Here is a 19309-nt window from a genome sequence, read left to right as displayed (position 1 = left end):
GTTCGAGGGGCCTTAAACTTGCCTGATGACATACCGCCTGCACTACGCCCCCGACAACGCCTCGCTCATCATCCGCCTCGCGCTGGAAGAACTGGGCGCGCCTTACGAAACCCAGCTGGTCAACCGCGTAGAAGACGCCCAGCAAAGCGCTGCCTATCTGCGGCTCAACCCCAACGGCCTCATCCCCACGCTGGAAACTCCGCAAGCGACCCTGTTTGAGACAGGCGCAATTCTGCTCTGGCTTGCCGACACCCACGGCGCTCTGGCCCCCGGGCCAGACACAGCGGCGCGCGGGGATTTTCTCAAATGGCTGTTCTTTCTCTCCAACACGGTTCACGCCGAAATGCGCATGTTGTTTTACCCCCAAAAATACATCGGCGATGACGCGGCCCACCAAGCTGCCCTGCGCGCGGGGCTGCAAAAGAGCCTCGCGGCCCATCTGCAAAAGCTCAACAGGCTGGCCAGCGCGGGCCACCCCTGGCTTGCCGCTCCGGAGCCAAGCGTGCTCGATCTCTACCTTACCACGCTCCTGCGTTGGCTCGCGCTCTACCCCAAAGAGGGCGCGCGCTGGTTTTCGCTCTCTGACACGCCGCATTTGTATAGATTAGCGTCTCAAGTCGAGTGCCGCGCCAGCGTGCAAGCCGCTATCAAGGCCGAGGGCCTCGGCCCTACGCCTTTCACACAGCCAACATATGCCACCCCACCAGAAGGATCGGCCACCTGATGTTTCTCTCTGTTTTTGAAATGTTCAAAGTGGGCATTGGCCCCTCCTCGTCCCATACGATGGGGCCGATGGTTGCCGCCGCGCGGTTCTTGGACCTCATGCGCGCCTCGCCCTTTGAGTTTGCCGGGCTCAAGGGCAGCCTGCACGGCTCGCTCGCCTTCACAGGCGTGGGCCACGCCACAGACCGCGCGACCATTCTGGGCCTCGCAGGCTTTGTGCCCGAAACCTACGACCACGAGTCAGCCGAGGCCACGCTTGCGGCCATCCGCGCAAGCCACAGCATCACGCCTGCGGGCTTGCCCACGCTCAAGTTCTCGCCCAAGGATGACCTGATCTTTGATTACGGCCCCGCCCTGCCCGGCCACGCCAACGGCATGGTGCTTCACGCCACCGATGCGCAGGGCGATGTGATCCTGAGCGAGACCTATTATTCCATCGGCGGCGGTTTCGTGCTCACCGCCGAGGAACACGCCCAGGGCAAGGCCACCGATGATGACGGTCCGCCCATCCCCTACCCGTTCAAATCCGCCGCCGAAATGCTGGCAATGGCCAAGACATCGGGCAAAACCATCGCCGAGATGAAGCGCGCCAACGAAATCGCCCGTGGCGGCCATGACACCCTGCGCACAGGTACGGCCCGCATCTGGCAGGTGATGAACGATTGTATCAACCGTGGCCTTGAAACAGAGGGCGAGCTGCCCGGCGGCCTCTTTGTGAAGCGCCGCGCCAAAGGCATTCACGATGCTCTGGTGGCCGAGCGCGGCATGAACCAGCGCGCGCCACACACCATAAATGACTGGATGAGCACCTACGCCATGGCCGTCAACGAGGAGAACGCCGCCGGCGGGCAAGTCGTCACCGCGCCCACCAATGGCGCGGCAGGGGTTATGCCCGCTGTCATCCGCTACTGGCTCGACCATGTGCCGGGGGCCACCGAAAACAAGGTTGAGGATTTCCTGCTCACCGCCGCCGCCATCGGTGGCTTGGTGAAGTTCAACGCCTCCATCTCGGGCGCCGAGGCGGGCTGTCAGGCCGAGGTCGGCTCTGCCGCCGCCATGGCCGCCGCCGGGCTTTGCGCCGTTATGGGCGGCACGCCCGAGCAGGTCGAGAACGCAGCGGAGATTGCACTGGAACATCACTTGGGCATGACCTGCGACCCCGTCAAAGGCCTTGTGCAAGTCCCCTGTATCGAGCGCAACGGGCTGGGCGCGATCAAGGCAGTGTCTGCCGCTTCTCTGGCGCTGCGCGGCGATGGCACACACCTTGTGCCGCTCGATGCCTGCATCGAGACCATGCGCCAGACGGGGCTTGATATGAGCGAGAAGTATAAAGAAACCTCTCTGGGCGGCCTCGCCGTCAACGTGCCCAACTGCTAGGCAACGGCTGGCCAGAGCGCGCCGAGGTCGCTTTTGGGCCAGACCCCGGTGCGCAGCGGGCTAGGCTTGGGCGAAAAACACAAAGGCCCCCCATGCAAGACCGCACCACCCTTGGCATTGCCTTCATGGTCGCCTTCGCGCTCATCGCCCCGGTGATGGACGCTTTCGCCAAGGCCACCCCCGCCTATATCCCCGTGATGGAAATCCTCGGGTTCCGCTTTGGCATTCAGGGTCTGCTGCTTTTGCCCGTGGCGCTCTTTTTGGGTATCGCCCATTGGCCCACACGCGGCGAGCTGGGCCTGCACCTCATGCGCGGTTTTCTCATCCTGGCGGCCACCGGCCTCTTCTTTGCCGCCGTGCGCGAAATGCCTCTGGCCAATGCCATAGCGATCTTCTTTGTGGAGCCCTTTATCCTCACGCTGCTGGGCGGGGTGTTTCTGGGCGAGGCGGTGGGCGCACGCCGTATCCTTGCCTGCGCCGTGGGCTTTGGCGGCGCGCTTCTGGTGATCCAGCCGAGCTTTTCTGAGCTTGGGCTGGTGGCGCTCTTCCCGCTCGGCACGGCGCTCTGCTTTGCGCTTTACATGGTGATGACCCGCTCTATGGCCCACAAGATGCACCCGATCACGCTGCAAGCCTACACCGCCCTCGCCGCCTGCCTGCTCATTCTGCCGCTGCTCTTTGCCTTTGACGGCACAGGCCACCCCGCGCTTGATCCGGCAATGCCCCAGGGCGTTGCGATCCTCATGCTGCTGGGCGTGGGCATTGTCTCGACGGTGTCGCACCTCTTCATCAGCCTTGCGCTCAAATTTGCCCCTGCAACCACCATCGCGCCGCTGCAATACCTTGAAATCGTGGCCGCCACGGCGCTGGGCTATTTTTTCTTTGCCGATATGCCCGACCGGCTCACCTTTCTGGGCATCACAATCATTGTCGGCGCGGGCCTTTATGTGTTTGCGCGCGAGCGCCGCGCCGAACAGCTGCTGGCGCGCACCACCGATGTGCCCCATACGCCATAATCCGCTCTGCGTCGCCAAAGCACAACTTTAGGTTGCCACGTCCCCTGAGCCGGTCTAGCGTTGCGCTATGTTGGTGGACAAACCCCTTTTTGGCATCCTGTTGATGCTCGGTTTTTGTATCGTCGCCCCCTTGGGAGATGCTGTTGCAAAGCTCATAGGCCAAAGCGTGGCGCTCGGCCCCATGCTTCTGGTGCGCTTTGGGGTGCAGGTTTTGCTGCTCGCGCCCTTCATTCTGTTGTCTCTCAGGCCCTGGCGGCTCTCGCCCCGCGCTCTGTGGCTTTGCCTGTTGCGCACCCTCTTGCATATGGCCGGAATCGGGCTGATGTTCACCGCCCTGCGCCACATGCCGCTGGCCGATGCCATCGCCATTGTGTTTGTGCTGCCGCTGCTCAACCTGCTTCTGGGCCACCTTGTCCTGCATGAAAAAGTCGGGCCCGCCCGCCTGAGCGCCTGTCTCGTCGGGTTCGCAGGCACCCTGCTGGTGATCCAACCCAGCTTCGCCGAGGTTGGCTGGGTTGCGGTTCTGCCGCTCTGCGTGGCGCTGCTGTTTTGCGGCTTTATGCTGATCACCCGTCACATCGCGCAAGAAACAGATCCCATCGGGCTGCAATTTGTCTCCGGGCTGATCGCAACGGCGCTGCTGCTGCCCCTGTTGGCGCTGGGCTCGCGCCTCGGGCTGGGGGAGCTGACATGGACCTTGCCAAGCCCGCGCGAATGGAGCCTGATGCTGGCGATTGGCGCCTTGGGCACACTCGCGCACCTTTTGATGACGTGGTCGCTGCGCTATGCGCCCTCGGCCACCGTCAGCCCGATCCAATATATCGAAATTCCCTTCGCAGCCCTCATCGGCCTGGTGGTGTTCTCCGAACTGCCCAACGCGCTGGCCGCATTTGGCATGGCGCTCACCATCGCCGCAGGGCTGTTCACAATGCTGTTTGAGGAGGCCAGCCGGCGGCGCAGCCTGAAAACCCCGCAAGAGCCGGCCCCAATGCGGACCGCGGCAGAATAACCAACAGCCGCGCCGCCGCACAGCTGAGCGTCACCGGCCCAAGGGCGCTGTTTGATGTGCCGATCTGCTGCAACGGGTCAAAATCAAGCGCCTCCACCGGCCAGCGCAGCCCGCGGGCTGTGGCTTGCACCGGCCCCAGCGGAAACAGCGAAACCCGCGTGCCCGGCGCAAGGGCAAGGGTGATCTCGGGGGGCGCAAGAAAAACAATGTCGCGCGCGCCAATCAGAATGCAGCGCCGCTCGGCCAAAGCCGCCAGCGTGTGGAAGGCCGCCAGCGTATGATCGAGCCGCCCGCCAAGAAACCCTGCCCCAAGCACCAGCGGCGCGGCGATACGCGACAGGCATTTCTCGAAATCCGTGCTCTCCTGTTCGTTAACTTTATGAATCCGCGCGGCGCTAAGCTTGGTTAATGCCGCTGCGGAAATTGAATCCAGATCGCCAATCACCCAGTCCGGAACCAACCCCCGGCGCAGCAGAAAATCAGCGCCGCTGTCTGCCGCCACGAGCTGCGCGCAAGCACCTTTCCCCGGAGCCCCCAGCAACCCGCACAGCTGCGTGAGCGCCGATTTGCGGTGTTTGCCCCCTCCGACCAACAAAACGGGGCTCGTATCGTGAACAATCGGAGAAATCATGCCGTTTTCATTCTTTCTTAGGAAACAGAACACATTCTCGCCACGAAATGATACGCTAAAACCCTTAGAATCGGTCCGCTTTCGACGCTGTGCGCTGTCATTAACTATGGCAATTATAGAATTATGTGGCGAGCAAGAACATGGTTAACACGAACAAGATCCTCACAGTCTCCTATGGCACATTCTCCTGCACACTGGAGGGGTTTGACGATTCGTTCGGCACAATGAAGGCCATCGCCGAGTATTTCCGCGATCTTGCCGCCGATGACCGCTATTTTGGCGCAGAGCCCCCCAGCCCGGATGCCGAGATGCTCGCACGGATCGCCGAGCGCGAAATTTCGCGCCGCGTGGCGGCCCATCGCGACGAAAACACCTTCGTCTTGCGCGCCGAGCCACAGCCTGAAGCCGACCCTGCGCTGGCCGACCCTGCGCTGCCTGCGCCTGCTGAGCCCGACACCGCCGCGCGCGCGCCTCAGTCTGACAGCGCGCCTCAGTCTGACAGCACGCCTCAAGCAGACAACGTGCCGCACGCTGACAGCGCACCACAGGCTGAAAGCCTGCCCCATGCCAGCCCCGAGGCCAGCCCCGATCCCGCGTCAGAACCGCCAAGCGCGCCTTTGGCCGAAATCCCCCCTGCGCCGCGCCCCACGCCGGTTGCCATTCGCAAACATGCCGCACAGAGCCGTGAAACGCCCAGCGCGCCAGAGCCGGTTGCCGGCCTCTCGGCCCTCGTGGCCGAAAGCCGCGCCGCGCAAGAGCAACCCGCCCCGGCGGATACGCTGGCCCCCACAGATAGCAGAACTGTCAGCCCCGCAGATAGCCCCGCAGATAGCGTGGCCTCCAAGCTGCAACGCATTCGCGATGTCGTTGCCAAACACGAAGCCGAAAACACCTACTCCGAAGACCAACACGCCGAAGAGCCCGCAGCGGCGCAAGACTCCGAGCCCGCAGAAGCCTTTCTCGCCCGGGCCCAAAGCGATATCGCCGCCGCGCTTGAGGCGGATGATACCACCGAGACAGCTGCCACCGAGACACGCGACACCGAGGCTCTCAACGCCCCTGCGCCCGTGGCCGGGCCTGAGCACAGCGAAACCACCTCCGAAACCCTGTTTGACGAAGACACCGACGCAGAAGAAGACATCAGCGCCCTGCTGGACAGGCTCAGCGCCGAAGAGCCCGCCACGCCGGCCCCTGAAACGGCTGCGCCGCCAGCGCGCGCACGGGTGATCAAAGTCAAGAAATCCGATTACGAGGCCGCCCTCGCCGCGGGCCGCCTGAGCGAGGAGCCCCCCGCCACAGACAGCCCGCAAGATGACAGCGGCGCACAGGCCGCAGCAAGCGCGGCGGCCCGCGCCTCGACGCTCTCCCAGGAAGAGGAGGACGACCTCATGCGCGAACTGGCCGAGGTTGAGGCCGAGCTGGCGCGCAAAGCGCAAGACGACAGCGCCGCCCCCCAGCCCAGCGAGGCAGAAGACACCTCCACCACGCTTGCCGAGCAGGAGAACGAGGACGATAGCGAAGACGATAGCGAAGACGATGCCCACGACAATCTCTTCGCAAGCGATGCCGAGGATGACGCAGAAACAGCACAGATCACAACCCGCCTGCGCGCCATTCGCAGTGCGCGGCTCACCGAAACCGCCAGTGATGATCAGATGGGCCGTATCCTGCAAGAAACCAACAGCAAGCTGGACGAAGATGAAGGCCGTGGCCGGCGCAATGCGATTGCCCATCTGCGGGCCGCTGTCAAAGCCACAGAAGCTGAGCGCGATCTTGGTGGCGAGCTGGGGGCCGACGGGCGCGACACGGAAGTTTACCGCGATGACCTGCACACCGCGGTTCTCCCGCGCCGGCCCGCGCAGCGCCAAGGCCCGCACGCCCGCGCCGAGGGCCGCCCCGTGCCACCGCTCAAGCTGGTGGCCGAGCAGCGCGTGGACACCCCCAAAACCCAAGAGCCGGTGCGCCCGCGCCGGGTGCGCGTTCCCGCGCCGCAAGCCGAGGCTGCACAGCGCGCAGATACCACCGATTTCAACGACTATATCGAAACAGTCGGTGCGCAAAATCTGGGCGAGGTGTTGGAAGCGGCGGCCTCCTACATGGCCTTTATCGAGGGTCAAGACGCCTTTTCGCGCCCGCAGCTGATGTCCAAACTGCAAGGCACCGACCATGCCGCAACCTCGCGCGAAGACCGTTTGCGCTCCTTCGGACAGCTGTTGCGCGCCGGCAAAATCCGAAAGCTCGGCGGTGGGCAGTTTGAAGCCTCCGAGCAGATCGCCTACCGCCCCGAAAAGCGCGCTTCCGGCGGCTAAACCCGGCCCTCACAGGACAGCGACACGCCCCGACCCGCTCAAAGCCTGGCCGGGGCGCGGTGCGTTAGATACGCTCTTGCGTGTATTTGCGCAGCTCGGTGCGCGCCACCTGACGGCGGTGCACGGCGTCCGGCCCGTCGGCAAGGCGCAGGGTGCGCACGTTTTTCCACATCCCGGCCAGCGCGGTGTCCTGTGAAATGCCCTGCGCGCCAAACATCTGCACCGCCTCGTCAATCACCTTGAGCGACATCAGCGGCGCAACCACCTTGATCTGGTGAATCCAGGGCGCCGCCGCTTTCATATCGCCCTGATCCATCATCCAAGCCGTCTTCAGGCACAAGAGGCGCGCCTGCTCAATCTCCATGCGCGCATTGGCGATGATATCGTAATTCGCACCGAGATGGGCAATCGCCTTGCCAAAGGCCTCGCGCTGCAAGCTGCGCCGGCACATCATCTCCAAAGCCGCTTCTGCCTGCCCGATCGCGCGCATACAATGGTGAATGCGCCCCGGCCCAAGCCGCCCCTGTGCCACCTCAAATCCACGCCCCTCTCCGAGAATCATATTCTCGGCCGGCACGCGCACATTTGTCATGCGGATGTGCATATGCCCGTGCGGCGCATCATCAGAGCCATAAACCTGCATGGGCCTGAGCACCTCAACCCCCTCGGTTCCCGCGGGCACAACAATCATCGAATGGCGCTTGTGCTTGGGCGCGTCGTCCCCGCCCGTGCGCACCATCACGATATAGACCTTGCAGCGCGGATCCCCCGCGCCCGAGGCCCACCATTTTTCGCCGTTGAGCACATAGTCGTCGCCATCACGCTCGCAGCGCATGGAAATATTGGTGGCATCCGAGCTGGCCTCATCGGGCTCTGTCATCAGATAGGCCGAGCGGATCTCGCCCTCCAAAAGCGGCTTGAGCCATTGCTCTTTCATCGCCGCGCTGCCGTAGCGCTCGAAAACTTCCATATTGCCGGTGTCCGGCGCGTTGCAGTTGAACACTTCAGCGCCCATGGGGGTTTTGCCCATTTCCTCTGCAAAATAGGCATATTCCACGGTGCTCAGGCCCAGCCCCTTGTCGCTGTCAGTAAGCCAGAAGTTCCACAGCCCACGCGCCTTGGCCTTGGCTTTCAACCCTTCCAGAATTTCGGCCTGCCGCGCCGTATAGCCCCAGCGGTCTCCCTGACCGATTTCGGCGTGATAGGCCTCTTCCAGCGGCATGATCTCCTCGGTGATCATCTCTTTCACCCGCATGAGCAACGCCTGCGCCTCTGGTCTCAATCCCAAGTCCATTGTCTGTCTCCTCCTAAGCTTGCGCCGATAAGAAACCCGCGCCACGCAAGAGTAAAGAGGCCACACCCGTCACGTTGCGTCTCGGTTGCGGTTCAAAAACTTTACTTTTGTGCCCCAAGGGGAGATTACTGACAGAACGGGCCTTTTGCAGCGGACAAATCCGGGCAAGCAGGGGCCCATCTGTGGTGGACGAGTGACGTTGGGTATCCTGAAGGCACCGAGACAGAAACGGAATTGATACCGCCAAAATGATTATTTCATGGGACAAACTCGAAGAGGTGACGGGGCGCAAAAAGCCGATCCTGGCACTGCTTTCCAAAACGCTGCTTGAGGCTCATGAGCCAAGCGAAGATGGCATAGAGTTTGATAAAGCCTTGCAATTGCTTGTAAAAGTCGGGTCTTTTGCTGGCAGCCAGCACTCAGAGGTCTTGGCGATCTCGCAAAAGCTGGCCGATGAAAAAGCCGAAAAGCTGCAATATGCAGTCGCTCTGGAGATGGTCAAAACCGAGCGCCAACACCTTGTCTCCCAGATGGATGATCTCAAGCGCCAGTCTCAATCCCACGAGCGCCGCGCCCAACAGGCTGAGGCCCGCTTGCATGAGGTGACCCAGTCCTTCGCCTATCTGATAGAACGCCAGTCGCGCCGGGCCAACGGCGCCGATCTGCCCGCCCCGCGCAAATTGCCGACTCTGCTGCTCACCAACCCGATCAAACCCTGATCACAGCGCCCAAAAGCCGCGCAAACAGAAGCCGGTCACCAAAGGCTCTGCGCCGCAAACCTCACCTGGCAAAGAAATTCGGCATGTCCAATTCGGGATGTCCAAGTGGTGCGGTCGGAGAGACTCGAACTCTCACGGGTGTTACCCCACAGCGACCTCAACGCTGCGCGTCTACCATTCCGCCACGACCGCACGTCTAGGCTTGGTGACGCGTCGTTTAACGAAAGCCTCAAAGGATGTGAAGCGAAAATCGGCACGCAGCGCAGAAATATTCCTGCGCGCGTCCGTTCAGGCCCGCCGCCCCCAGCCGCGCAAGCGCCAAAGCCCCCTGTTTCAAAGCCCAGAAACAAGCTCCCCGCCAAAAGCCGCCCCGCCGCGCAGCCTCAAACAGGCTCACCGGCGTGATCAGAGAATATGGATCAGGCTCCAAACCCCGATCAGGCGAATCTCGCGCAGCCCTGGCTTGAAGCCGCTTGGCTGGTGGCGCTCGCAAAAACGCAGGCGACATTCCCGCCGCGCGCAGCTATATCCACGTTGAAAGAGGCAGGGCTTCTGCCGTGCTGAAAGGCTGATGATGACACAGATCGAATGGAAACACTCCGACGGCCTCGTGCCCTATGACGCGGCCCTGGCCTTCATGGAAGCCCGCGTCGCCGCAATCCATGCCGGCACAGCGCCGGAGTGCATCTGGCTCTTGGAGCATCCGCCGCTTTATACAGCGGGCACTTCGGCCAAGCCGCAAGACCTTGTCGCCCCCGGGCGCTTCCCCGTCTACGAGGCGCGCCGCGGCGGGCAATACACCTACCACGGCCCCGGCCAGCGCGTGGTCTATGTCATGCTCGATGTCGCAAGGCGCGGCCGCGACGTGCGCTGTTTCGTGCGCGATCTGGAACGCTGGGTGATCAACACGCTGGCCGAGTTTAACATCACTGGCGAAATCCGCGAAGGCCGCGTCGGCGTCTGGGTCACGCGCGACGACAAGCCGCTCACCGCGACAGGGGCCAAGCCCGAAGACAAGATCGCCGCCATCGGCATCCGCCTGCGCAAATGGGTCAGCTTTCACGGAATTTCAATAAATGTTGAGCCAAATCTGGAGCATTTTTCCGGCATCGTCCCCTGCGGAATTTCAGAACACGGCGTCACATCGCTGGTTGATCTGGGCCTGCCGGTCACCCTGTCAGACCTTGATGTTGCCCTGAAAGCCACCTTTGAGGCGGCCATGTCTGCGCCGGGCTGCCAGCCAGCCCCCTCAGAAACCGCCTGACCCCCGGCCCCGCGTCGATATGTCCGTTGCATAACGCAAGGCGGGTTGCCAGATAGTTCCTTGCGCAAGATTGAACACAAACCAAAGGATTCTTCAGCTATGAAAATGCTTTCCCTCTTCGCCGCAAGCGCCCTCATGGCCGCGGCCCCCGCCTTCGCTGAAGGCGACATCAAGGCCGGCGAGAAAGACTTCAAGAAATGCAAAGCCTGCCACATGATCGTGGCCGATGATGGCGAGGTCATCTTCAAAGGCGGCAAAACCGGCCCCAACCTCTACGGTATCGTTGGCCGCGTGGCCGGCTCTCAGGATGGCTTCAAATACGGCGCCGGCCTGAAGGATGCCGCCGCAGCAGAATTCGTCTGGACCCAAGAGGCCATCGCCGCTTATGTGGCCGATACCAAAGCCTGGCTGGGCGACAATGGTTTCACCACCAAGTCCAAAATGTCCTTCAAGCTCAAGGGCGGCGGTGAAGATGTGGCCGCTTGGCTGGCCTCTGTTGGCCCCGCAGCCGAATAAGCCGGCCCACAGGGTTTTCAAAGCGCCCCTGCCCTGTGTGTGGCGGGGGCGTTTTTTGTGCCTAGCCCTGCGCAGCCACCGCCGCGCGCAACAATTTGACAAGGCCCTCCCGGCGGATCTCTGAGGAAACCTCTGAAGCGCTCGCAATGCGCATATGGCGGCGGTGTTTTCCCTGCCCCTGCAAGCACTTGTCAGGGTCGGGCAGGCCAGCACCCGCGCTGAACGAGAGCTGCACATGCGCCTTATCGGCAAAGACCCCGCAGAACTGCCCTTCTTTTTGTTGCGGCCGGAGCGTGTAAAGCGTGCCACCGTATTTTGTTACGGTCTGAACATCCGGAACGGTCTCGCGGATCAGCGCATCGAGGCGCGCCATGATCTCATCTTGTTCAACTGTGCTCACCACTCTTTCTGGCCGCCTACGCAGCGCAGCACCGTCTCAAACCCGCCAAAAATCATCCGCTTGCCATCAAACGGCATCTCCCCCATCGCCTCCCAAGCCGGGTCGCTCTGCATCGAGGCCATGCAAGCATCGCTGGTGGCCTTGTCCGGCCATGTGATCCAGCTCATCACCACACTCTCCCCCGGCTCAAGCTTCACCGCCATGGGAAAGGACGTCAGCGCGCCCTCGGGCACCTCATCGCCCCAGTTTTCCACCATATCAAGCGCGCCATGGCGCTCAAACAAGGGCCAGGCCCGCTGAGCATACTCCAGATAAGCCGCCTTTTTCGCCAGTGGCACAGCCGCCAGCATCCCGCTGATATAACTCATGACCGGTTTCTCCCTCTTACATGCCCCCAGAATACCCCGAGCAGGGCTTTTGCATACAGAAAATTAAGCATCGCACCTGCCCTTGGTGCGCGCGTTCCCCTTTGATCTGGCACAAAGGGGGTGCGACAATATAATTTGATCTAGGTCAACTTCACCCGTTGCCCCAGACAGGCACACATTCTAAAACATAGAAATGATACACCCGTATGCGCGCAGGGATTCCCCCTGTCGTATGCCGAATTTTTGCACCAAAGGGAGGCACGCATGGCAGACGCAGCCATTCACAGCCACGACCATGAGGACAACCGCAGCTTCTTTACGCGCTGGTTCCTCTCGACCAATCACAAAGACATTGGTCTGCTTTATCTGATCGTTTCTGCACTTGCAGGCCTGATCGCCGTTACATTCACCGTGTTCATGCGCCTTGAGCTCATGCACCCCGGTGTCCAGCACATGTGCCTTGAAGGGTTCCGCTTCTTCTCCTCCGGAGAGGTCTGCACCCCCAATGGACACCTCTGGAACGTGATGATCACCTATCACGGCGTCCTGATGATGTTCTTTGTTGTTATTCCGGCGCTTTTTGGCGGTTTCGGCAACTATTTCATGCCGCTGCAAATCGGTGCGCCAGACATGGCCTTCCCGCGGATGAACAACCTCAGCTTCTGGATGTATGTGGCCGGTGTGGCGCTTGGCTTGGCCTCGCTCTTCTCGCCCGGCGGCAATGACCAGCTTGGCTCGGGCGTGGGCTGGGTGCTCTACCCGCCGCTCTCCGTTCTTGAAGGCGGCATGTCGATGGACCTTGCGATCTTCGCGGTGCACGTCTCCGGCGCAAGCTCGATCCTGGGCGCGATCAACATGATCACAACCTTCCTCAACATGCGTGCCCCCGGCATGACGCTGTTCAAGGTGCCGCTCTTTGCCTGGTCAATCTTCGTGACAGCCTGGCTCATCCTTCTCGCCCTGCCCGTTCTGGCCGGCGCGATCACCATGCTGCTCACCGACCGTAACTTCGGCACAACCTTCTTTGATCCTGCCGGCGGCGGTGATCCGATCCTTTACCAGCACATTCTCTGGTTCTTCGGTCACCCCGAGGTCTATATCGTGGTTCTGCCCGGCTTTGGCCTTGTGTCACACATCTTCGCGACCTTCTCGCGCAAGCCTGTGTTCGGCTATCTGCCCATGGTCTGGGCGCTGATCGCCATCGGCGCACTCGGCTTCGTTGTCTGGGCCCACCACATGTATACCGTCGGCATGTCGCTGACACAGCAAAGCTACTTCATGCTCGCCACCATGACGATCGCTGTCCCCACGGGGATCAAGGTCTTCTCCTGGATCGCGACCATGTGGGGTGGCAGCCTTGAGTTCAAAACACCGATGCTCTTCTCCATCGGCTTCCTCGTTTTGTTCACAATCGGCGGTGTTACAGGCATCGTTCTCTCCCAAGCCGGGATCGACCGCGCCTATCACGACACCTACTATGTTGTGGCGCATTTCCACTACACAATGTCCATGGGCGCTGCCTTCACCATCTTCGCAGGCATCTACTACTACATGGGCAAAATGACCGGCCGCCAGTATCCCGAGTTCTGGGGCAAGGTCCACTTCTGGATGTTCTTTGTCGGTGTCAACATTACGTTCTTCCCACAGCACTTCCTGGGTCGCCAAGGGATGCCACGCCGCTACATCGACTATCCTGAAGCCTTCGCCTACTGGAACTATGTCTCCTCATGGGGTGCCTTCCTGTCGTTCGCCTCGTTCATCCTGTTCTTCGGCATTGTGTTTTACACACTCTTCCGCGGCGCCAAGGTGACCGAAAACAACTACTGGAACGAATATGCCGATACGCTCGAGTGGACGCTGCCAAGCCCACCCCCCGAGCACACCTTCGAGCAGCTTCCCAAGCAAGAGGACTGGGACAAGAGCCCCGCGCATTAAACCGCGACCTCACCCAAAAACGGGGCTCCAGAGCAATCTGGGGCCCCTTTTTTTTCCAAATCCCGCCCCCTTGCCCCACCTGCTCTATCCCTATTGCAAAAGGCCCGCGCCCCCATGCCCTACCACTGGACAAAAACCAACAGCGCAACAGAGCTCACCCTCTGGCCCCACCGCAGCCTGCCAATCCGCGGCTTCGTCGGCGTTTTCGGCAGCATTTTCATCCTCGCCATGCTGCCCCTCTTTGGGCTGATCGGCACAGCGCTGCTCTGGGGGATGCTGCCCTTCGTGCTGCTCACCCTCACAGGGCTCTACCTCGCCTTCATGCACAGCTACCACACCGGCGATGTCAAAGAAGCCCTGCTCATCGGCGATGAAGAAACCCGCCTCACACACAGCCCCGCCAAAGGCGCGCCGCTCACCTGGTCCTGCAACACCTATTGGGTGCGCGCCCAGCTCTACCCGCGCGAAGGCCCCGTGCCGCATTACCTCACCCTCACAGGCAATGGCCGCGAGGCCGAGCTGGGCCGCTTTCTCTCTGAAGACGAGCGCAAGGCCCTCTTTGGCGAGCTCACCGCCGCCCTCAAAAACGCCCAGCGCTGACACCCGGCTCAAAGCGCACAGGCGCAATCCACAGGCCCAGTGTTCAGGCCCACTCTTCAGGCCCTAACTTCTTCTGGTCAAAAATACCTCGGGGGTCTGGGGGCAGCGCCCCCAGCGGGTCGGAGTGCGCGTCAGCGCAATCCGAAACCTCAAGCGCTCACCTCGGGCAACTCCAGCAACTGCACCGCATCAATCCGCCAGCCCTCGGCGGTATTGATCATGCGGTAATCCAAGAGAAAGCGCTCTCCCGCCGCATCCTTCACCAACACCTTCTGCCAAAGCTGGCCCGCAATCACCCGCGCCTCCAAATAGCGCAGCTCCACGGGCCGCCAGACCATCGGGTAGCCGTTTTTCACCATCGCGCCAAAGTTTTCCGGCGTGCGAAAGACGTCCTGAATGGTCGGGCTGGCAAAGGTAAAGGCGCGGGCAAAATCATCCGCCTTGAACGCCTCGATCTGCGCGCTGATCACCCCCTGCACAGCCACATCATCTGCCGCCGCCGGGCGCACCCAAAGCGCCAAAACCATCGTCACAACAAGCAATATCTGTTTCATAGCGCATCCCCTCTTTGCAGAGGATACGCCAGAGCCTGCCGCCCGGATCACTCAGCCCAGCTTGCCGGCAAGCCCGTCTTCAATCAGCGCGATGGTTTCATCCACACCGTAAAGCGCAATAAAGCTGCCAAAGCGCGGGCCCTGGCTTGCGCCCATCAGCACCTCGTAAATCGCGCCAAACCAGTCGCGCAGGTTCTCAAACCCGTGGTTCTTGCCCACCGCAAAGACAATGCTCTGCAAATCTTCGCCATCGGCCATGTTCAGCGCATCCACTGGCGCATCCTTGCCCATCGCGGCGTTTTTCTGCGCAATCATCTCCCGCGCCAGCTCCGGGTCTTTCAGCGCCCGCACAAGGTCTTCAAGCGCCGCGCGCTCCTGCGCGCTCGGTGCACGGAACACCCGCGTCGGCTTCACAAAGTCGTTGAAATAGCGCACAGCATAGCCCGCCGCAGCGTCAAGCTGCGGGTTGTTTGCCGCACTCGCCTCCGGCGCATAGCGCTTGATGAAGCCCCACAGCCCGTCCTTGTCTTCCGAAGCCGCCACGCTGGCCAGGTTGAGCAGCATGGAGAAAGGCACAACCATATCGGATTTGGGCACATCGCCACCGTGAATATGGTAAACAGGGTTGTTCAGCCGCGCCGCCGCGTCTTGCGTCTCATAGGCGCGCAGCTGCTGGTGGTATTCGTCCACCGCCTTGGGGATCACATCAAAATGCATCCGCTTGGCGGTTTGCGGCTTCAGATACATGAAATAGCCAAGACTCTCGGTGCTGGCATAGGTCAGCCACTCGTCAATAGACACACCGTTGCCGCTGGATTTGGAGATCTTCTGGCCGTTCTCGTCCAGAAACAGCTCATAGGTGAAATGCTCCGGCGCCCGCTCGCCCAAAATGCGGCAGATGCTGTCATAAATCGGCGTGTTGGTGCTGTGGTCCTTGCCATACATCTCAAAATCCACCCCCAGCGCCGCCCAGCGCGCGCCAAAATCGGGCTTCCACTGCAACTTTACGTTGCCGCCGGTCACCGGCAGGGTCATCTCCTCGCCCTCCTCAGTGTCAAAGGTGATCGTGCCTTCTTTGGCATTCACCTCTTTCATCGGCACATAAAGCACGCGGCCTGTTTCCGGGTGGATCGGCAGGAAAATCGAATAGGTCTTGCGCCGCTCCTCGCGCAAGGATTTGAGCATCACCTCCATGATCTCGTCATATTTTTCCGCAGCGCGCAAAAGCACCGCGTCAAACTGCCCCGAGGCGTAGAATTCTGTCGCCGAGATAAACTCATACTCAAAGCCGAAAGTGTCCAAAAACCGGCGCAGCATGGCGTTGTTATGCGCGCCAAAGCTGTCAAATTTCTCAAACGGGTCCGGCACGCTCGTGAGCGGCTTTTGCAAATGTGCCGCCAGCGCTTCGGGGTTCGGCACATTGCCGGGCACCTTGCGCATCCCGTCCAGATCGTCGGAAAAGCAGATAAGCTTGGTCGGTAGATCGCTGATCACACTAAAAGCATGGCGGATCATCGTCGTGCGCGCCACTTCGCCAAACGTGCCGATATGCGGCAGCCCCGAGGGCCCGTAGCCGGTCTCAAACAGCACAAAGCCCTTCTTTGGCGGCTGCTTTTCGTAGCGTTTCAACACCCGGCGCGCCTCTACAAAGGGCCAGGCTTTTGATTTCATCGCAGCGTCACGCAGTGCCGACATGGTATTTCTCTCCAAGGAGGCCCATCTACAGGGTGCAGAGGCCAAACTTCATGCTTCCTATTGGCAAGCGCGGCATTGGTCAATATTCTGCACCGCAACAATGCCGCAAGGAGCGCCTTTCATGTCAGAAATCATGCCCCACCCGATGTCGCCCCAAGACTGCCTGGTGGCCATTATGATCGCCATTTCCGCCTCCGACGAAGACATCCGCACCGCCGAGCTGATCAAGATCGAGAACGCCGTCAACATGTTGCCGGTGTTCGCCCATTACGACATCGACAGAATGCACCGCACCGCCCAGGTGGTGTTTGATCTTTTCGCCCAGGAAGACGGGCTCGATGCGCTCTTCGGCCTGCTGCGCGACAACCTGCCAGAGCCGCTCTATGAAACCGCCTATGCGCTCGCCTGCGATGTCGCCGCCGCCGATGGCACCCTGGCTGAAACAGAGCTGCGCCTGCTGGAGGAGATCCGCTACGAGCTCTCGCTTGACCGGCTTCACGCCGCCGCCATCGAGCGCGGCGCGCGCGCGCGCCACATCACCCTCTGAGCGCTCTCAAAGCGCCTGTGCCGTCTTCTCTTGCCAGATCTCCCGGAGCGAAGCAGGGCCCAAAGCGGGCGGCAAGCCAGGGGTAAGCCAGGGGTAAGCCTGCATCACAGGCTGTAAAGCGCCGCCCAGCGTTCGATCAAGCCTTGCTGTAGGCGCTTTGCCCGCCGGTTCCAGGAGCGTGCCCCGCGCGGGGCCTCGCGCTCGGCCACCGTCAAGCGTCCGCGCCGCGCCAGATCCGCGTTCATCACAGCAAAGCCCAACACCCTGCCCTGCGCATCCTGCGCATAACCCGCCAGGGTGCTGACAAAATTCAACGTGCCGGTCTTGGCATGAATCTTCAGCGGATGCTCCTTGATAGGCCGCCCACGGGCGTCGCGCAGCTCAATCCGCTTCAAGAGGGGCGCAAGTGTCGCCTGCGCGCCCACCATGGCCCGTGCCAGATCCGCCGCCGTGGCCCGCGAGGCCGCCCCGAGCCCGGAGTGATCCACAAACCGGCTCTGCGAAAGGCCCAAGCGGTCCTTGGCCCAGCGGCTCATCTCGCCCGCGCTGGCGCGCAGGGTGCTGGCGCGGCCGCTGCGCGCCTTGGTGGCGGCCAATCCGATCATCTCGGCCACCAGATTGTTGGAATACCGCAAGCAGCTGCGGCAGATCTCGCTCAACGGGGCGCTTTGCTGGCGCGCAATGAGCCGCGTCCCGCCCTGCGCCTGCGCCGCCACACGGGGCGCGGGCAGCACAATGCCCTGCCCGCGTGCGAGGGCCGCAAAAACCTCGCCAGCATAGATCTGCGGTGCCCGGACCGGCAACCACCGCGCGCCGCCCTTGCCAAGCGCCGCCCGTGCCACGCTCCAGTGATCTTGCTGGCCCTTTTTCTGGTAGCCAAAGACAGGCCCTTCTCGGGTCACAATCGCCATCTTGGCAAAACGCACCGCCGGCCGGTGGCGTGCGCTGCGCCCCTCCAGTGTCGTGGCCCATCCGCCATCCACCCGCCGCCACTCAAAATGCACGCGGTTATAGTTCAGCGCGATCCCCGATATCGCCGGATTATACCCAACATGGTCAGGCTGGTCGCGGTCAATCTCCTCCAGGCTCGGCAGCGCGGTGCCGTCGACATAAAACGCGCCTGATATGCGCTGAACCCCGGCCGCGGCCAAAGCCTGCACCAGCCCGGCCAGACGGTCGGTGTCCAAAGTCGGATCGCCGCCCCCCTTCAGGATCAGATCGCCCTCCAGCACCCCGGCACGCAGCGCGCCGGTGGCGTGAAGCTCGGTAAAAAATCTATGCCCCGCGCCCAGCACATCCAGCGCATAGAGCGCCGTCACCGCCTTGGTCACGCTGGCCGGGGGCAGCCCGCGTCCGGCGCCGCCTGACTCCAAAATCTCCCCCGTGCCCACATCCGCCACGGCATATCCGAAAGCCCCCTCCAGCTTTGCCGCCGCCGCCAGCGCCTGAACACTGGCAACCTGCCGCCTTGCGGCCGCCGCGCCCCCCGATGGTCGCGCAACCGGGCGCAGCGAACGCGCCGGCGCACCCGCCGCCACACGGGTGGCCAGTGCCGAAAGCGCCGCCGCCAGAAAAAACCGCTTTGTATACCGAGCACTCACGCTTTCACTCCCAACACCGTCACCAGGCGCCCGCCTCTCGCAGCCCCGTGGAAGACTGTGCCCGCAAGGGCACATTCACAAAACACCAGGCCGGCGCTTTGCTGCGGCCCAGAAGATGGCTCTGCGCCTGCGCCAGCTGTGCACCGCGAAACATCACCGCCGCGCGCGAGGCCCGCGCCCGCAACCGCTCCTGCGGCCGTGCCAAAACGCCAATGGGCACAGAGCGCGCAATCCAGCGCCAGGCGCGCCAGCTGTCAAATTGCGTGAGGTTGTCCGCCCCCATCAGCCAGACAAACCGCGCCCCCGGATAAGTCCGCATCAAGGCCCGCAGGGTCTCGGCCGTATAGCGCGTGCCCGCACGCTGCTCAAAATCGCTGATCCGCACCCGCGGATGCACCATCACCCTGCGCGCCCGCTCCAAACGCGCCGCCATCGGCGCAGGTCCTGCCGCCTTCAGCGGGTTGCCGGGGCTGACAAGCCACCAGACCTCATCAAGCCCGAAGCGCTTGAGCGCCTCACGGGTGATATGCACATGCCCGCCATGCGCCGGATCAAACGAGCCGCCCAAAAGCCCGATCACCCGCCCCGCAGGCACATATGGCAAACCCTGTCTCATACCCCCGTTCTCGCCAGCGCCCGCGCATAAGTCAACTCGCACGATGCCCCCTTTCTTATTGCCTCAAATATCCATCCTCCATTGGCCCAAAGCACCCAAACTAGCTGATTGCCCCCGCGCCCGCCAAAGGCTATC

General features: G+C 62.1%; 19 protein-coding genes and 1 tRNA gene. 11 read left to right on the top strand and 9 right to left on the bottom strand.

Going from position 1 to position 19309, the window contains the following annotated elements:
* Positions 1-25 precede the first annotated feature (25 nt).
* From Q0478_RS07600 to Q0478_RS07585, 4 genes are all read left to right on the top strand, one after another.
* A complete protein-coding gene (locus Q0478_RS07600) occupies positions 26-724 on the top strand; it encodes a glutathione S-transferase family protein (RefSeq protein ID WP_298677881.1) in 699 nt (232 codons plus the stop codon).
* The gene (locus Q0478_RS07595) at positions 724-2100 is read left to right on the top strand and encodes an L-serine ammonia-lyase (protein WP_298677879.1); all 1377 of its coding nucleotides are present in this window, start codon (positions 724-726) and stop codon (positions 2098-2100) included. The genes Q0478_RS07600 and Q0478_RS07595 overlap by 1 nt, the downstream gene beginning before the upstream one ends.
* A gap of 92 nt (positions 2101-2192) precedes the next feature.
* The gene (locus tag Q0478_RS07590) at positions 2193-3116 is read left to right on the top strand and encodes a DMT family transporter (protein ID WP_298677876.1); all 924 of its coding nucleotides are present in this window, start codon (positions 2193-2195) and stop codon (positions 3114-3116) included.
* 67 nt (positions 3117-3183) lie between these two features.
* Entirely contained in the window at positions 3184-4125 is a 942-nt protein-coding gene (locus Q0478_RS07585; RefSeq protein WP_298677873.1) for a DMT family transporter, read from the top strand.
* Here Q0478_RS07585 and Q0478_RS07580 read toward each other — a convergent pair.
* Positions 4040-4756 carry a thiamine diphosphokinase gene (locus Q0478_RS07580; RefSeq protein WP_298677870.1) on the bottom strand — a complete coding sequence of 239 codons (717 nt, stop codon included), beginning with the start codon at positions 4754-4756 and terminating at the stop codon, positions 4040-4042. The genes Q0478_RS07585 and Q0478_RS07580 overlap by 86 nt on opposite strands.
* Positions 4757-4896: 140 nt before the next feature.
* Between Q0478_RS07580 and Q0478_RS07575 the strand changes: the two genes are divergently transcribed.
* Positions 4897-7065 (top strand): hypothetical protein, encoded by a 2169-nt coding sequence (locus Q0478_RS07575; RefSeq protein WP_298677867.1) that lies wholly within the window; start codon positions 4897-4899, stop codon positions 7063-7065.
* 64 nt (positions 7066-7129) lie between these two features.
* Here the strand turns inward: Q0478_RS07575 and Q0478_RS07570 are convergent, their stop codons facing one another.
* A complete protein-coding gene (locus Q0478_RS07570; RefSeq protein WP_298677863.1) occupies positions 7130-8359 on the bottom strand; it encodes an acyl-CoA dehydrogenase family protein in 1230 nt (409 codons plus the stop codon).
* Between the two features lie 248 nt (positions 8360-8607).
* Between Q0478_RS07570 and Q0478_RS07565 the strand changes: the two genes are divergently transcribed.
* Positions 8608-9078, top strand: coding sequence for a hypothetical protein (locus Q0478_RS07565; protein ID WP_298677861.1), 471 nt, complete (start codon positions 8608-8610; stop codon positions 9076-9078).
* A 106-nt stretch (positions 9079-9184) separates the two neighbouring features.
* Here the strand turns inward: Q0478_RS07565 and Q0478_RS07560 are convergent.
* A tRNA-Leu gene (locus Q0478_RS07560) sits at positions 9185-9270 on the bottom strand.
* A 382-nt stretch (positions 9271-9652) separates the two neighbouring features.
* On the opposite strand from Q0478_RS07560, the gene lipB reads away from it, so the two are divergent.
* Positions 9653-10342: a lipoyl(octanoyl) transferase LipB gene (gene lipB, locus Q0478_RS07555; protein ID WP_298677860.1), complete on the top strand. Its 690-nt coding sequence runs from the start codon at positions 9653-9655 to the stop codon at positions 10340-10342.
* Between the two features lie 99 nt (positions 10343-10441).
* Complete coding sequence (locus Q0478_RS07550; protein ID WP_298677859.1) at positions 10442-10858, top strand: cytochrome C; 417 nt, start codon at positions 10442-10444, stop codon at positions 10856-10858.
* Positions 10859-10919: 61 nt separating this feature from the next.
* Here Q0478_RS07550 and Q0478_RS07545 read toward each other — a convergent pair whose 3' ends face one another.
* The gene (locus Q0478_RS07545; protein ID WP_298677857.1) at positions 10920-11258 is read right to left on the bottom strand and encodes a DUF1801 domain-containing protein; all 339 of its coding nucleotides are present in this window, start codon (positions 11256-11258) and stop codon (positions 10920-10922) included.
* A complete protein-coding gene (locus tag Q0478_RS07540) occupies positions 11255-11626 on the bottom strand; it encodes a DUF1428 domain-containing protein (protein WP_298677855.1) in 372 nt (123 codons plus the stop codon). The genes Q0478_RS07545 and Q0478_RS07540 overlap by 4 nt, the downstream gene beginning before the upstream one ends.
* A gap of 264 nt (positions 11627-11890) precedes the next feature.
* Here Q0478_RS07540 and Q0478_RS07535 point away from each other — a divergent pair, with 264 nt between their 5' ends.
* Both Q0478_RS07535 and Q0478_RS07530 read left to right on the top strand, forming a co-directional pair.
* Positions 11891-13561 carry a cytochrome c oxidase subunit 1 gene (locus Q0478_RS07535; RefSeq protein ID WP_298677854.1) on the top strand — a complete coding sequence of 557 codons (1671 nt, stop codon included), beginning with the start codon at positions 11891-11893 and terminating at the stop codon, positions 13559-13561.
* A gap of 114 nt (positions 13562-13675) precedes the next feature.
* Positions 13676-14161 carry a DUF2244 domain-containing protein gene (locus Q0478_RS07530; RefSeq protein ID WP_298677852.1) on the top strand — a complete coding sequence of 162 codons (486 nt, stop codon included), beginning with the start codon at positions 13676-13678 and terminating at the stop codon, positions 14159-14161.
* A gap of 149 nt (positions 14162-14310) precedes the next feature.
* Here Q0478_RS07530 and Q0478_RS07525 read toward each other — a convergent pair whose 3' ends face one another.
* Together Q0478_RS07525 and Q0478_RS07520 are read right to left on the bottom strand one after the other, a co-directional pair.
* Positions 14311-14715 carry a DUF4864 domain-containing protein gene (locus tag Q0478_RS07525; protein WP_298677850.1) on the bottom strand — a complete coding sequence of 135 codons (405 nt, stop codon included), beginning with the start codon at positions 14713-14715 and terminating at the stop codon, positions 14311-14313.
* A 51-nt stretch (positions 14716-14766) separates the two neighbouring features.
* On the bottom strand, positions 14767-16410 hold the full coding sequence (locus Q0478_RS07520) for a lysine--tRNA ligase (RefSeq protein WP_298677847.1): 1644 nt from the start codon (positions 16408-16410) through the stop codon (positions 14767-14769).
* A gap of 121 nt (positions 16411-16531) precedes the next feature.
* Here Q0478_RS07520 and Q0478_RS07515 point away from each other — a divergent pair, with 121 nt between their 5' ends.
* Positions 16532-16957 carry a tellurite resistance TerB family protein gene (locus tag Q0478_RS07515; RefSeq protein WP_298677844.1) on the top strand — a complete coding sequence of 142 codons (426 nt, stop codon included), beginning with the start codon at positions 16532-16534 and terminating at the stop codon, positions 16955-16957.
* A 104-nt stretch (positions 16958-17061) separates the two neighbouring features.
* Here the strand turns inward: Q0478_RS07515 and dacB are convergent, their stop codons facing one another.
* The gene (gene dacB, locus Q0478_RS07510) at positions 17062-18558 is read right to left on the bottom strand and encodes a D-alanyl-D-alanine carboxypeptidase/D-alanyl-D-alanine-endopeptidase (protein ID WP_298677841.1); all 1497 of its coding nucleotides are present in this window, start codon (positions 18556-18558) and stop codon (positions 17062-17064) included.
* Between the two features lie 19 nt (positions 18559-18577).
* Complete coding sequence (locus Q0478_RS07505; RefSeq protein WP_298677839.1) at positions 18578-19174, bottom strand: nicotinate-nucleotide adenylyltransferase; 597 nt, start codon at positions 19172-19174, stop codon at positions 18578-18580.
* Positions 19175-19309 lie beyond the last annotated feature (135 nt).

The sequence above is a fragment of the uncultured Lentibacter sp. genome (assembly GCF_937123735.1).
Taxonomy (GTDB): Bacteria; Pseudomonadota; Alphaproteobacteria; order Rhodobacterales; family Rhodobacteraceae; genus Lentibacter.
Note: the sequence above shows the minus strand (reverse complement) of the source record. Positions and strands in the feature narration are given on the sequence as shown.